The organism is Streptomyces lunalinharesii (assembly GCF_039532155.1).
GTDB lineage: Bacteria > Actinomycetota > Actinomycetes > Streptomycetales > Streptomycetaceae > Streptomyces > Streptomyces lunalinharesii.
This window is the reverse complement of sequence record NZ_BAAARK010000008.1, coordinates 61,015-75,245: the sequence shown is the minus strand read 5'-3', so window position 1 is coordinate 75,245 and position 14,231 is coordinate 61,015. Positions and strand designations below refer to the sequence as shown.

The 14,231-nt window shown below is 73.4% G+C and carries 9 protein-coding genes; 8 read left to right on the top strand and 1 reads right to left on the bottom strand.

The features are described 5' to 3' along the window. Positions 1-79: 79 nt before the first annotated feature. From ABD385_RS15160 to obgE, 8 genes are all read left to right on the top strand, one after another. Entirely contained in the window at positions 80-1,687 is a 1,608-nt protein-coding gene (locus ABD385_RS15160; RefSeq protein WP_344575830.1) for a CYTH and CHAD domain-containing protein, read from the top strand. A 90-nt stretch (positions 1,688-1,777) separates the two neighbouring features. Continuing rightward, entirely contained in the window at positions 1,778-3,700 is a 1,923-nt protein-coding gene (locus ABD385_RS15155; protein ID WP_344575829.1) for a TIGR03960 family B12-binding radical SAM protein, read from the top strand. 123 nt (positions 3,701-3,823) lie between these two features. Beyond that, the gene (locus ABD385_RS15150; RefSeq protein WP_344575827.1) at positions 3,824-4,354 is read left to right on the top strand and encodes a GNAT family N-acetyltransferase; all 531 of its coding nucleotides are present in this window, start codon (positions 3,824-3,826) and stop codon (positions 4,352-4,354) included. Between the two features lie 259 nt (positions 4,355-4,613). Continuing rightward, complete coding sequence (locus ABD385_RS15145; RefSeq protein WP_344575826.1) at positions 4,614-5,417, top strand: TIGR03936 family radical SAM-associated protein; 804 nt, start codon at positions 4,614-4,616, stop codon at positions 5,415-5,417. Between the two features lie 215 nt (positions 5,418-5,632). After that, the gene (locus tag ABD385_RS15140) at positions 5,633-9,427 is read left to right on the top strand and encodes an Rne/Rng family ribonuclease (protein WP_344575824.1); all 3,795 of its coding nucleotides are present in this window, start codon (positions 5,633-5,635) and stop codon (positions 9,425-9,427) included. Positions 9,428-9,672: 245 nt separating this feature from the next. Next, the gene (rplU, locus tag ABD385_RS15135; RefSeq protein ID WP_344575823.1) at positions 9,673-9,993 is read left to right on the top strand and encodes a 50S ribosomal protein L21; all 321 of its coding nucleotides are present in this window, start codon (positions 9,673-9,675) and stop codon (positions 9,991-9,993) included. 14 nt (positions 9,994-10,007) lie between these two features. Further along, positions 10,008-10,265, top strand: coding sequence for a 50S ribosomal protein L27 (gene rpmA / locus ABD385_RS15130; RefSeq protein WP_016574171.1), 258 nt, complete (start codon positions 10,008-10,010; stop codon positions 10,263-10,265). A gap of 193 nt (positions 10,266-10,458) precedes the next feature. Further along, entirely contained in the window at positions 10,459-11,895 is a 1,437-nt protein-coding gene (gene obgE, locus ABD385_RS15125; protein ID WP_344575821.1) for a GTPase ObgE, read from the top strand. Between the two features lie 114 nt (positions 11,896-12,009). Here the strand turns inward: obgE and ABD385_RS15120 are convergent, their stop codons facing one another. Continuing rightward, the gene (locus ABD385_RS15120) at positions 12,010-14,097 is read right to left on the bottom strand and encodes a hypothetical protein (protein ID WP_344575819.1); all 2,088 of its coding nucleotides are present in this window, start codon (positions 14,095-14,097) and stop codon (positions 12,010-12,012) included. Positions 14,098-14,231 lie beyond the last annotated feature (134 nt).

The following is a 14,231-nucleotide window of genomic DNA, read 5'->3' as shown; positions in this document are numbered from 1 at the left end:
TCGGCGGTGCCACCCGTCCCGGATACGGACCGGTGCCGGTGGGCTGGTCGGCCTCGTTGCGGCTGACTAGATTCGATGCATGGTGGACACCGTGCGGGAGATCGAGCGGAAATACGAGGCAGGCGGTCGAGGATCCGCCCTCGGCGCCGCCCCCGGCCGCCTGCCCGACCTGAGCCGCGCCGCCCGCGTCGCGGCCGTGGTGGAGCGCGCCCCCGAGACCCTGGACGCCCGCTACTACGACACCGCCGACCAGCGCCTGGCCGCCGACCGGATCACCCTGCGGCGGCGCACCGGCGGCCCCGACGCGGGCTGGCACCTCAAGCTCCCGGCCACGCTCCCCGGCGTCACCGGCTCGGTCCGCGACGAGATCCGCGCCCCGCTCGCCGACGCCCCGCCGCCCGAACTGACCGCGCTGGTCCGCTCCCGCACCCGCGACGCCCCGCTGGTCCCCCTCGTGCGCCTGCGGACCCGCCGCACGGTCCACGAACTCCACGACGCCGCCGGTGCGCTGCTGGCCGAGGTCGCGGTGGACGACGTCGAGGCGTGGCGACTGCACCCCGACGGCGCGCCGGGACCGGCCCGCTGGGGGGAGATCGAGGTCGAGCTGGCGCCCGGCGCCACCGCCGGCCAGGAGTTGCTGGACGCCGTCGAGGAGGTGCTGACCGGGGCCGGGGCGCGGCCCGCCGCCGCCCCGTCCAAACTGGCCCGCGCCCTGACGGAGACCGCACCGCACCGCCCGGCCGAGGGCGCCGCCGCCCGGCCCGCCTCCGCGGGCGCCGACCGCACCGACGGGCACCGCGGTCGCACCGCCGGGGACGTCGTGCTGCGCTACGTCCGCGCACAGGTGCGGGCGCTCGTCGAACTGGACCCGGCGGCCCGCCGCGACCTGCCCGACGCGGTGCACCGGATGCGCGTCGCCACCCGCCGCCTGCGCAGTGCCTTCCGCTCGTACGGCGCGGTCCTCAACCAGGCCGCGACCGACCCGCTCGGTGCCGAACTCAAATGGCTGGCAGCGGAGTTGGGGATCGGGCGGGACCAGGAAGTGCTCACCGAGCGGCTCACCGCCGCCCTGGCGGAGGTGCCCCGACCACTACGGCTGGGACCGGTGTCGGCCCGGCTGCGCACCTGGTCGGTCCGGCACCGCGCCGGGGCCCGGGACCGCCTGCTCGCCGCCCTCGACGGCCCCCGCTACCTCGCCCTCCTGGAGGGCCTGCACGCCCTGCTCGACGCCCCGCCGCTGCGCGGCCCCGCCGCCCGCCCGGCGCCCCGGGTCGTCGCCGGCGCCGTCCTGAAGGACTACCGGCGGCTGGCCCGCCGCGTCGAGGCCGCCCTCGACGCCCCCGCCGGACCGGCCCGCGACGAGGCGCTGCACCGCGCCCGCAAGGCCGCCAAGCGCACCCGGTACGCGGCGGAGGCGGCCGGCCCGGCGCTCGGTCGCCCCGCCCGGAAGTTCACTCGGCGCACCAAAGAGGTCCAGCAGTTGCTCGGCGACCACCAGGACAGCGTGGTCGCCCGCGCCGCCCTGCGCGAGCTGGCCACCCAGGCCCGCAGCGCCGGTGAGAGCGGTTTCACCTTCGGCCTGCTCTACGGCCGCGAGGAGGCCCGGGCCGCCTGCCGCGAACGGGAACTGCCGGCCCTGTGGGCCGAGGTCTCCCGCCGCAAGCACCGCACCGCGCTGCGGGTCTGACCGCCGGCCGCGCACCCGCGTCCGTCCGTCGGGGGGCGCCAACCGGGTTACGCTTGTGAGTCGCCCCCCGTCAGCCCACGAAGGTTCGAGATGTCCGAGTCGGTTTTCCCGCAGCTCGAAGCTCTGCTCCCACACGTGCAGAAGCCGATCCAATACGTCGGCGGCGAGCTGAACTCCACGGTCAAGCCGTGGGAGGCATGTGACGTCCACTGGGCGCTCATGTACCCCGACGCCTACGAGGTCGGGCTGCCCAACCAGGGCGTCATGATCCTCTACGAGGTGCTCAACGAGCAGGAGGGCGTCCTCGCCGAGCGCACCTACAGCGTCTGGCCGGACCTCGAAGCGCTGATGCGCGAGCACGAGGTGCCGCAGTTCACCGTGGACAGCCACCGGCCCGTCGGCGACTTCGACGTCTTCGGCCTGAGCTTCTCCACCGAACTCGGCTACACCAACATGCTCACCGCCCTGGACCTGGCCGGCATCCCGCTGGAGGCGAAGGACCGCACCGAGGACCACCCGCTGGTCCTGGCCGGCGGGCACGCCGCCTTCAACCCCGAGCCGATCGCCGACTTCCTCGACTGCGCGGTCATCGGCGACGGCGAGCAGGCGGTCCTGGACATGACCCGGATCATCCGCGAGTGGAAGGCCGAGGGCCGCCCCGGCGGCCGCGACGAACTCCTCTTCCGGCTGGCCCGCACCGGCAACGTCTACGTCCCGAAGTTCTACGACGTCGAGTACCTCGCCGACGGCCGCATCGCGCGCGTCGTGCCGAACCGCTCCGGCGTCCCGTGGCGGGTCTCCAAGCACACCGTCATGGACCTCGACGAGTGGCCCTACCCCAAGCAGCCGCTCGTCCCCCTGGCCGAGACCGTCCACGAGCGGATGTCGGTCGAGATCTTCCGTGGCTGCACCCGCGGCTGCCGTTTCTGCCAGGCCGGCATGATCACGCGTCCCGTGCGGGAGCGAAGCATCACCGGCATCGGCGAGATGGTGGAGAAGGGCCTGAAGGCCACGGGATTCGAGGAGGTCGGCCTGTTGTCGCTGTCCTCCGCGGACCACACCGAGATCGGCGACGTCGCCAAGGGCCTCGCCGACCGGTACGAGGAAGACAAGATCGGGCTGTCGCTCCCGTCGACCCGCGTCGACGCCTTCAACATCGATCTTGCCAACGAGCTGACCCGCAACGGTCGCCGCTCCGGCCTGACCTTCGCCCCCGAGGGCGGCAGCGAGCGCATCCGCAAGGTCATCAACAAGATGGTCTCCGAAGAGGACCTGATCCGCACCGTCGCCACCGCCTACGGCAACGGCTGGCGCCAGGTGAAGCTCTACTTCATGTGCGGTCTGCCGACCGAGACCGACGACGACGTGCTCCAGATCGCGGACATGGCGATCAACGTCATCGCCAAGGGCCGCGAGGTCGCCAAGTCCAACGACATCCGCTGCACGGTCTCCATCGGCGGTTTCGTCCCCAAGCCGCACACGCCCTTCCAATGGGCCCCGCAGCTCTCCGCCGAGGAGACCGACGCCCGGCTCGCCAAGCTCCGCGACAAGATCCGCGGCGACAAGAAGTACGGCCGCTCCATCGGCTTCCGCTACCACGACGGCAAGCCGGGCATCGTCGAGGGCCTGCTCTCCCGCGGTGACCGCCGCATCGGCGCGGTCATCCGCGCGGTCTACGAGGACGGCGGCCGCTTCGACGGCTGGCGCGAGCACTTCTCCTACGACCGCTGGATGGCGTGCGCCGAGAAGACGCTGCCCGACTTCGGCGTGGACGTCGCCTGGTACACCACCCGCGAGCGCGGCTACGAGGAGGTCCTGCCCTGGGACCACCTCGACTCCGGCCTCGACAAGGACTGGCTCTGGGAGGACTGGCAGGACGCCCTCGACGAGACCGAGGTCGAGGACTGCCGCTGGACCCCGTGCTTCGACTGCGGCGTGTGCCCGCAGATGGACACCTCGATCCAGATCGGCCCCACCGGCAAGAAGCTGCTGCCGCTGACCGTCGTCAAGTGATCCGGTGACGGCCGCGGCCGTCACCGGAGGGCTCCGCGCGATCCGCCGGCCCGGCCCCCGCTTTCTTGCGGGGCCGGGCCGGCGGCGTACCCACCGGCCGTCCGCCCGCGCAGAATGACGGCCATGTCCCCGCACCTGACCGCCCCGACCGTCCGCGTCCACGACTCCTTCCTCGCCGCCATGGCGGAATTCCGCGCGGAGGGCGTGCACCGCTCCCCGCACTCCAGCCTCGGCCGCGAACTGCGGACCTGGCAGCCCCGTTGGTCGACCGCGGAGGGTTTCGCGACCTACGTCCGGCAGGTGGCCGGGGTCGTCGCGGACGAGCGGATCGACGGCCCGGTCCCGACCTCCACGTTCTGGTGGGTGGACGGCGCCGCCTACCTGGGCCGGATCACCGTCCGGCACCGACTCACCCCGTCCCTGCACGCCTACGGCGGCCACATCGGCTACGCGGTGCGCCCCACCGCCCGCCGCCAGGGGCACGCCACCGCGATGCTGCGCGCCGTACTGCCCCGCGCCCACCGGCTGGGCGTCGATCCGGTGCTGGTGACCTGCGACGACACCAACACCGGCTCGCGCCGGGTGATCGAGGCGTGCGGCGGGGTCTTCGAGGACCGCCGGGCGGCGAAGCTCCGGTACTGGATCTCTGCCTGAGCGCGCTGCCCCGCCGCTCGGCGGCCCACTCGTCCGAATGGATTTCGCCGGGCGGACGGGGCCGCGGTACGGGACCGGGGCGCCCCGGCGGGAACCGCCGGCGGGCGCGGCACGTACTCTAGGTAAAGACGTCCGGGCACGATGTGCCCCCGCCCACGCGGGGGACGGGCCGGACGGGGCGGCACCCGCCGCGCCCTGAAACCAAGGAGAAGTAACACTGGGCAAGCGACAGCCCGAAGGCCCGCCGCCCGCACCGGCGGTGCAGCGCATCCGACTGCGCTACACCAAGCGCGGCCGCCTCCGGTTCACCAGCCACCGCGACTTCCAGCGCGCTTTCGAGCGGGCGCTGCGCCGCGCCGAGGTCCCCATGGCCTATTCGGCGGGCTTCACCCCGCACCCCAAGGTGTCGTACGCCAACGCGGCGCCGACCGGCACCGGCAGCGAGGCCGAGTACCTGGAGATCCAACTCGCCGCGCACCGCGACCCGGAGACCCTGCGCACCCTGCTCGACGCGTCGCTGCCGGACGGCCTCGACGTGACCGACGCGGTGGAGGCGCGCACCAGCGGCCTCGCCGACCGGCTCCAGGCGTCGGTCTGGGAGATCCGGCTCGACGGGGTCGCCCCCGAGGAGGCCGGGCGCGCCGTCGAGGCGTTCCTCGCCGCCGAGGAGGTGCTGGTCGAGCGCCGCACCAAGAACGGCATGCGGAGCTTCGACGCCCGGGGCGCGGTGGCACAGCTGGAGGCCACCTCGATCCACAGCGATAGGCCCGACGGCAATGCCTGTGCGATACTGCGGCTGGTTGTTCGGCATCTGACACCTGCCGTACGACCCGACGACGTCCTGTCCGGCCTCCGGGTTACGGCCGACCTGGCGCCGCCGGTCCCCGCAGGGGTGACCAGGCTGGCGCAGGGGCTGCTCGATGAGGAGACCGGCACGGTGACCGACCCGCTGGCGCCCGACCGCGACGCTGCCACGGCCGCACCATCTGCGGCTGCTGGGCTGAGTACCGCGACGGTGCAGGGCGGGGCCTCCCCGGCCACTTCCGGGGACGGCACTGCGTAGGACGCGTCGTCGCGTCGCCGATCCACCAGGGTGCCACCCCGGTCCGGCAGACGCACTGACCAGGAGACTTTCGCCGGTCCGGTCCACGGGCCCGGCGAGCGAGACGACAGCTCCCGTGCGGCGCCCGCGCCCCGGACTGCGGAACCGCGCCCAGCGCGCGGACCGCGGCCGGAATCAGGCGCGGCGCCCGGGAGCGTGACGGGAGAACCGCCCGCATGCTCGAATCTATTGAGCCCACCGAATCCACGCGGTCCGCGGACCACGAGGGTGACACCGACAACTCGCCCAGCGACACGCTGCCGCCGCGCCGCCGGCGCCGGGTGGCGTCCCGCCCGGCCGGACCGCCCGCCGGTAAGGGCGCCCGTAACACCGTGGTGAGCGACGACCCGCCGGCCAACCACACCACCCCCACCGAGGACGCCGCGCCCGCTGCCGCGACGCAGCCCGCCGCCGACGAAGAGCGTCCGGCCCGCCCGCGCCGCCGCGCGACCCGCAAGGCCACCGCCGCGGCCGGCTCCCCGGCCGCCGCCGAGACCGCCGTCACGCCCGAGCCCGTCGAGGCCCCGGCCGCCGTCGCTGCTGAGGACGAGGCCCGTCCGGCCCGTACCCGCCGCCGCGCGACCCGCAAGGTGACCGCTCCGGCCGGTGCGCCGCAGGTGAGCGTCGAGGAAGCGGCCCCCGCCGCCGAGCCGGCGCCGGTCGCTGCCGCGGTGGAGGCCCCGGCCGCCGCCGCTGCGGAGGACGAGGCCCGTCCGGCCCGTGCCCGTCGCCGCGCGACCCGCAAGGCGACGGCGCCGGCCGCCGCGACGCCGGTCGTCGAGGAGCCCGCCGCCGAGGAGGCGGAAGAAGAAGAGGAAGCCGCCGCGGAGGCCGTCGAGGCCCCCGCCGCCCCCGTCGAGGAGGAGGCGCGTCCGGCGCGCACCCGTCGTCGGGCGACCCGCAAGGTGACCGCTCCGGCCGGTGCGCCGCAGGTGAGCGTCGAGGAAGCGGCCCCCGCCGCCGAGCCGGCGCCGGTCGCCGAGGAGACCCCCGAGGCCGAGGCGCCGCGGCGCCGGTCGCGCCGCCGTACCGAGCGGTCCGTCGAGGCGCCGGCCGACGAGGCGCCCGCGGCCCCGACCGCGGAGGAGCCGGCGACCGAGGCGCCCGCGCGCGGGCGCCGCCGGGCGCAGCGGCCGCCGACGGCTGTCTTCCAGGCGCCGGTCTTCGCCGAGCCGATGTTCCAGACCCCCGAGAGCGCCGCCGCCGCGCACGCCGCTGCGCGCCAGGAGGAGCCCGAGCCGGTCGTGGAGACGCCGGACGAGGCGCCCGCGCCGTCGCGCCGCCGTCGCCGTCGTCGCGGTGAGCCGGCCGAGGTCGAGGCCGTGACGCCGGCACCGGTCGAGGAGCCCGCTGCCGCGGCCGCCGAGACCGTGCCCGCCGAGACCGCGCCCGCCGCCGTCGAGGCCGAGGTCGAGGAAGCCGACGAGGAGCACGCCGAGGCCGGGACCGGCGACGAGGGCGAGCGTCCCTCGCGCCGCCGCCGTCGGGGCGGTCGTCGCCGTCGCCGCGGTGAGGCCGTCGACGGAGCCGAGGAGCAGTTCGCCGACGGCGGTGCCGCCGAGGACGACGAGGAGCCCGAGGCCGCCGAGGCCGGGGAAGGCGCCGAGGACCACCCGGAGGCCGGCGGCAGTTCCAGCAGCCGTCGTCGCCGTCGTCGTCGCCGGCGCAGCGGAGAGGGCGCGGAGCCCGACGGCTCGCACACCGACGACCCGGAGCGCACGGTCGTCAAGGTCCGCGAGCCCCGCAAGAAGGACGAGGGCACCGGCGCCGACGAGGTCCAGTCCATCAAGGGCTCGACGCGCCTGGAGGCCAAGAAGCAGCGCCGCCGCGAGGGGCGCGAGCAGGGCCGGCGCCGGGTGCCGATCATCACCGAGGCGGAGTTCCTGGCGCGCCGGGAGGCCGTCGAGCGGGTGATGGTGGTCCGCCAGAGCGGCGAGCGCACCCAGATCGGCGTCCTTGAGGACAACGTGCTCGTGGAGCACTTCGTCAACAAGGAGCAGGCCACCTCGTACGTCGGCAACGTCTACCTGGGCAAGGTGCAGAACGTCCTGCCGTCGATGGAGGCCGCCTTCGTCGACATCGGCAAGGGCCGCAACGCCGTGCTGTACGCGGGCGAGGTCAACTTCGAGGCGCTGGGCATGGCCAACGGGCCGCGCCGCATCGAGACCGCGCTGAAGTCCGGCCAGTCCGTCCTGGTCCAGGTCACCAAGGACCCGATCGGCCACAAGGGCGCCCGGCTGACCAGCCAGGTCTCGCTGCCCGGCCGCTACCTGGTCTACGTGCCCGAGGGCTCGATGACCGGCATCAGCCGCAAGCTCCCGGACACCGAGCGGGCCCGGCTGAAGCAGATCCTCAAGAAGATCGTCCCCGAGGACGCGGGCGTCATCGTGCGCACCGCCGCCGAGGGCGCGAGCGAGGACGAGCTGCGCCGCGACGTCGAGCGGCTGCAGGCCCAGTGGGAAGAGATCCAGAAGAAGGCGAAGGCGGCCTCCACCGGCTCGCCGAGCCTGCTGTACGGCGAGCCGGACATGACCGTCCGGGTCGTCCGGGACATCTTCAACGAGGACTTCTCCAAGGTCATCGTCAGTGGTGACGACGCCTGGCAGACCATCCACGGCTACGTCTCGCACGTCGCGCCGGACCTCGTGGACCGGCTGCAGAAGTGGACCTCCGAGGTCGACGTCTTCGCGACGTACCGGATCGACGAGCAGCTGATGAAGGCGCTGGACCGCAAGGTCTGGCTGCCCAGCGGCGGATCGCTGGTGATCGACAAGACCGAAGCCATGGTCGTGATCGACGTCAACACCGGGAAGTTCACCGGCCAGGGCGGCAACCTCGAAGAGACCGTCACCCGGAACAACCTGGAGGCGGCCGAGGAGATCGTGCGCCAGCTGCGGCTGCGCGACCTGGGCGGCATCGTCGTCGTCGACTTCATCGACATGGTCCTGGAGTCCAACCGGGACCTGGTGCTGCGGCGCCTGCTGGAGTGCCTGGGCCGGGACCGCACCAAGCACCAGGTGGCCGAGGTCACCTCGCTCGGCCTGGTCCAGATGACCCGCAAGCGGGTCGGCCAGGGCCTGCTGGAGTCGTTCTCCGAGCAGTGCGTGCACTGCAACGGCCGCGGCGTGCTCGTCCACATGGACCAGCCGTCGGCCGGTGGCGGCAAGCGCAAGAAGAAGGGCAAGGCCGGGGCGAACGGTGCCCAGCCGGAGCAGCCCGCCGAGGCCGTCACCGAGGGCGCGGCGGAGCCGGCCGCGATGGCCGAGGAGGAGGCGCCGGAGCTGGAGCCGGTCGCGGTGACCGAGTCCCAGCTGCAGCCGTCGATGGACGGTGCCGACGAGTGGTACGGCAGCGCCGCGGAGGCCGAGGCCGCCGCCATCGGGCGCGGCCGGGGCCGCCGTCGGGCCAGCCGCAAGGTGTCGGCCCCGGCCGGCGCGCCCAAGGCCGCCGCAGCGGCCGCCGCGATCGTGCTGCCGGCCGCCGAGCCGACCGCCCCGGTCGCGGAGCCGGAGCCCGCTCCCGAGCCCGTCGCCGAAGCGGTCGAGGCCGCCGCGGTCGCCGAGCCCGCACCGGCCCGTCCGCGGCGCCGCGCCACCCGTCGGGTGTCCGCTCCGGCGGGTGCGCCCGAGGTCGCCGGGGAGGCCGGGACGATCGTCATCGGCGCGCCGGTGACGGAGCCGGCCGCGGAGCCGGGCGTCGAGGCCCCCGAGCAGCCCGCCGAGGGCGCTGAGGGCGCGGAGGCCGTCGAGCCGGCACCCGCGGCCAAGAAGACCGCGAAGAAGGCTGCGGCGAAGAAGACGACCGCCAAGAAGGCGGCGGCGAAGAAGACCACGGCCAAGAAGACGGTGGCGAAGAAGACCACCGCCAAGAAGGCCGCGGTCAAGAAGACCACCGCGAAGAAGACGACGACGAAGAAGGCGGCGGCGAAGAAGACCGCGGCCGCTGCGGCGCCGGCCTCCGCGGAGGACTGAGCAGTGCCCGGCCCCGGACCGTCGCGAGGCGGTCCGGGGCCGGTTTGACCCCCTGGTCAAGGCCCCGTAACCTTGACCGTCGGTGTCTGTGTGGCACCGCGCCTTCTGAGCAAACACCTCTCGGCCTCGCCGAGGGAGGCCGCTCGTCCCACTCGTGGTCCACGGGTCGGATTGCATGGGACGTCCCTGAGCCCGTGAGAGCGGCTGGCATCAGAGGATCCGTTTCTAAGGAGAGAGAGTTCCGCGTGTACGCGATCGTGCGCACCGGCGGACGCCAGCAGAAGGTTGCTGTTGGCGACGTCATCGAGGTTGACCGCATTTCCACCAGCAACGTCGGCGAGACCGTCGAGCTCTCCACGCTGCTGGTCGTCGATGGTGACGCGGTCACCAGCGACCCGTGGGTCCTGGCCGGCGTGAAGGTCCAGGCCGAGGTCGTCGACCACCACAAGGGCGACAAGATCCGGATCCAGAAGTACAAGAACAAGACCGGTTACAAGAAGCGGATCGGCCACCGCCAGCTCCACACGGCGCTGAAGATCACCGGCATCGACGCTCCGGCGAAGTAAGGGACTGAGGAGACATGGCACATAAGAAGGGCGCATCGTCCACTCGGAACGGTCGCGATTCCAATGCTCAGCGGCTCGGCGTGAAGCGCTTCGGCGGTCAGGCCGTCCTCGCCGGTGAGATCCTGGTTCGCCAGCGCGGCACCCACTTCCACCCGGGCACGGGCGTCGGTCGCGGTGGCGACGACACCCTGTTCGCCCTGCAGCCCGGCGCGGTGCAGTTCGGCACCTTCCGCGGCCGCAAGGTCGTGAACATCGTCCCGGTCGCCGAGTAATTTCGGCCCGGACGACACACGTCGACAGCACGTCAGGGGCGGACCGCCTCTTCTCGCGCCAAGCGGGAAGACCGGTCCGCCCTTGGCGCGTTATGAACAAGACAATCCCGCTGTACGCGCGGTGTTCCCGGGCGTAGGCGGATATTCCGCTGAGAACGCACGAAAACCCCGCTGATCTGGAGGCATCCCCACCATGACCACCTTCGTGGACCGCGTCGAGCTGCAGGTCGCCGCTGGTAACGGAGGCCACGGCTGCGCCTCCGTCCATCGGGAGAAGTTCAAGCCGCTCGGCGGCCCCGACGGCGGCAACGGCGGCCGTGGCGGTGACGTGATCCTGGTCGTCGACCAGGACGTCACCACGCTCCTCGACTACCACCACCACCCGCACCGCAAGGCCACCAACGGCCAGCCGGGCGCGGGCGACAACCGCGAGGGCAAGAACGGCAAGGACCTGATCCTGCCGGTGCCCGACGGCACCGTGGTGCTGGACAAGAACGGCGAGGTGCTGGCCGACCTGGTGGGCCAGGGCACGCAGTTCGTCGCCGGCCAGGGCGGCCGCGGGGGCCTGGGCAACGCCGCGCTGGCCTCGGCCCGTCGCAAGGCGCCCGGCTTCGCGCTGCTCGGCGAGCCCGGCGAGGGCCGCGACATCGTGCTGGAGCTGAAGACCGTCGCGGACGTCGCGCTGGTCGGCTACCCGAGCGCCGGCAAGTCCTCGCTGATCTCGGTGCTGTCGGCCGCCAAGCCGAAGATCGCCGACTATCCGTTCACGACGCTGGTGCCCAACCTCGGCGTGGTGACCGCCGGCGCGACGGTCTACACCATCGCCGACGTCCCCGGTCTGATCCCGGGCGCCAGCCAGGGCAGGGGCCTGGGCCTGGAGTTCCTGCGGCACGTCGAGCGCTGCGAGGTGCTGGTGCACGTCCTGGACACCGCCACCCTGGAGTCGGACCGCGACCCGGTCTCCGACCTCGACGTCATCGAGGCGGAGCTGGCCCAGTACGGCGGCCTCGGCGACCGGCCGCGGGTGGTCGTGCTCAACAAGGTCGACATCCCGGACGGCCAGGACCTCGCCGACATGATCCGCCCGGACCTGGAGGCGCGCGGCTACCGCGTCTTCGAGGTCTCCGCGATCGCCCGCCAGGGCCTCAAGGAGCTGTCGTACGCCCTGGCGGACATCGTCGCCACGGCGCGGGCCGCCAAGCCGGCCCAGGAGGCCACCCGCATCGTGATCCGCCCCAAGGCGGTGGACGACGCGGGCTTCACGGTCACCAAGGAGGCCGACGGCCTCTTCCGCGTCCGGGGCGAGAAGCCCGAGCGCTGGGTCCACCAGACCGACTTCAGCAACGACGAGGCGGTGGGCTACCTGGCCGACCGGCTTAGCCGCCTGGGCGTGGAGGACGCGCTCCTCAAGGCCGGCGCCCGCGCCATGGACGGCGTGGCGATCGGCTCCGAAGAGGACGCCGTGGTCTTCGACTGGGAGCCGACGATGTCGGCCGGTGCGGAGATGCTCGGCCGCCGTGGCGAGGACCACCGCTTCGAGGCCCCGCGTCCGGCGGCCCAGCGGCGCCGGGACCGCGATGCGGAGCGCGACGAGGCGCAGGGCGAGTACGACGGCTTCTCGCCGTTCTGAGCCCGCCCGCCCGCCCGGCTGGACCGGGCCGGCACGCACGCCCGCAGGCCCCGGGAGGAACGCTCCTCCCGGGGCCTGCGGGCGTGTGCGGGCCGTGCGCGGGCTCCTGCGGGGTCAGACGGCGGCGGTGGCGTCCGGGGCGCCGCCGGAGCCGTGCCGGGCCGTCTCGGCGCCGGTCACGTCCTGCTGCGAGCGCTGCACGGGGATCCCGGACAGCCGGCTCTCCATCCGGCGCTGCCGCTCGTCGGCCTCGAAGAGCAGGTCCAGGGCGGCCTGGTTGAAGCGGACCGCCGACGGCGGGTCGGACGGGCCGAGCAGGTGCTCCTTGAGTTCGGCGCGGTCCGCGGCCATCGTGTCCCGCCCCGGGGCGCGGACGGTTTCCAGGAGCGCGGGCACCCCGGACGCGTCGGGGGCGAGGACGCTGGCCGCCCGTACGGTCGGGAAGTTCGCCCGGAAGTCGTCCTCGGTCATCCCGGAGGTGTTGGCGACCGCGTACGGCTTCTCGCTGGTCAGGTAGTCGGAGACCACGCTGGAGACGTCGCTGACCAGCAGGTCCGCCTGGTTGAAGCAGGTGAAGATGCCGGGGCGCACGGTGGTGATGACGCGGTGCTCCCACTCCGGGAAGGAGTTCCAGTACGCCTCCTCCCAGGCGACGACCGCGGCCTCGACGGCCGCCGCGCGGCCCTCCTCGGGCGTGCTCTGGAGCCGCATCCGCTCCAGTTCGTCGGCGCTCTTGCGGAAGTCGGCGGTGGTCAGCCGGTCGAGTTCGGCGGTGCGGCGGGCCAGTTCGGCGGCCGCCTCCGGGCCGGGCAGTGCGCCGCCGCGCCCGGCGTTGGCCTCCGCGATCATCGCCTGGATGCGGGCGTTGGCGGCACCGGCCCGCGGGTCCACCGACCCGGTCATCGGGTGCGGCTTGTACAGCAGTCGCACGGCGGGGTCGGCGAGCAGGGCGCTGACGATGTTCTCGCCGGCCAGGACCACCGAGGTGTTGCCCGGGTTGCCGTCCCAGCCCTCCCAGGTGGGGGCGTAGAGCACGGTGGTGTACCGGCCGAGCGGGGCGCCCTCGTAGGGGCGGATCGACGCCAGTTGGGGGCGGCCGACCTCGACGACGTCCTTGTCCTCGATGCCGATGTCGGCGAGCTGGTAGCGGTCCCGGGCGGCCGGGCCGGCCACCCACACCTCGTCGTACGCCTTGGCGTAGGGGTTGCAGGAGGAGAGCTTGTCGCTCTCGCCGTGGTTGATGAACGCGTGCTTGATGGAGGGGATCCGCAGGATCTGCGAGGTCTTGCCGGAGTTCGCCGGGTGCAGCAGCACCTTGAGGGCGGAGTGCTCCAGCCGCATCAGGTGGGCGACCTTCGGGATGCAGACGATCGGGATGTCGGTGGCCTCGATCTTCTGCACCATGAACCGCTCGCGGAGCACGATGATCGGCCGGCCCTCCAGTTCGGCCAGGGTGCCGAGCCACATGTTGGCCTGGTAGGCGGAGGCGGCGCCGCCGGAGAAGTACATGCCGAGGGTCGGGCGGTAGGCGGCCAGCCAGCCGTCCAGCCACTCCAGGGCGCGCTGTTCGGTCACGACCTGCTTCCCGGGCAGCAGCCAGGTGCTCAGGTAGAGGGTGCCGCCGGCGGAGAGCAGCAGGGCGACGCCGATGCCGATGCCGCCCCAGAAGGCGTTGCCGGTGATCGCGGTGACCATTATCCCGGCCGTGGTGGGCACCGAGAAGCGCAGCAGCCGGCGGCCGGTCTGGCGGTAGAGGAGCCGCGGCGGGGCGTCGGTGAGCCCCAGTGCGCTCGCGTCGACGTTGCGGGTGACGATCGGCAGGCTCCGGGAGCGGCGGACCAGGACCGCGACCGCCTGGCACACGAAGTGGGTGCCGTAGAAGGCGAGCAGGGTGATGGTGAGGGGGGCCTGCTCCTCCAGGGGGTTGATGCCGTCGATGTGCAGGAGGCCGACCAGCATCAGCATGTCCCGCAGCAGCTGACGCACCGTCACGTCGAAGCGGATCCGGCCGAGGAGGGCCAGCAGTCCGGGCTGCTGGTGCTGGAGGACCAGGTCAAGAACCAGGTTGACCACGGACGCTGCGATGAACAGCGGAATGACGGGCAGCAGCGCGCCGATCAACTGGGCGGTGAACGCGACCATCATCGCGAAGAGCGCCGCGAGCTGGACGGCTCGTCTGGGGGCGATTCCGGCGGAAGGCACGGGGGAGGGCTCCTGGCAGCAGAAAGGTCATGGGGGGAGGCCGGGGACGGCGGCCGGGTCCCGCGCTGCGACGCCGCAGGAGCGGCGAAACGGGACCGATGGACACCCGACCGTATGACCTTGTTGGCCTTGGT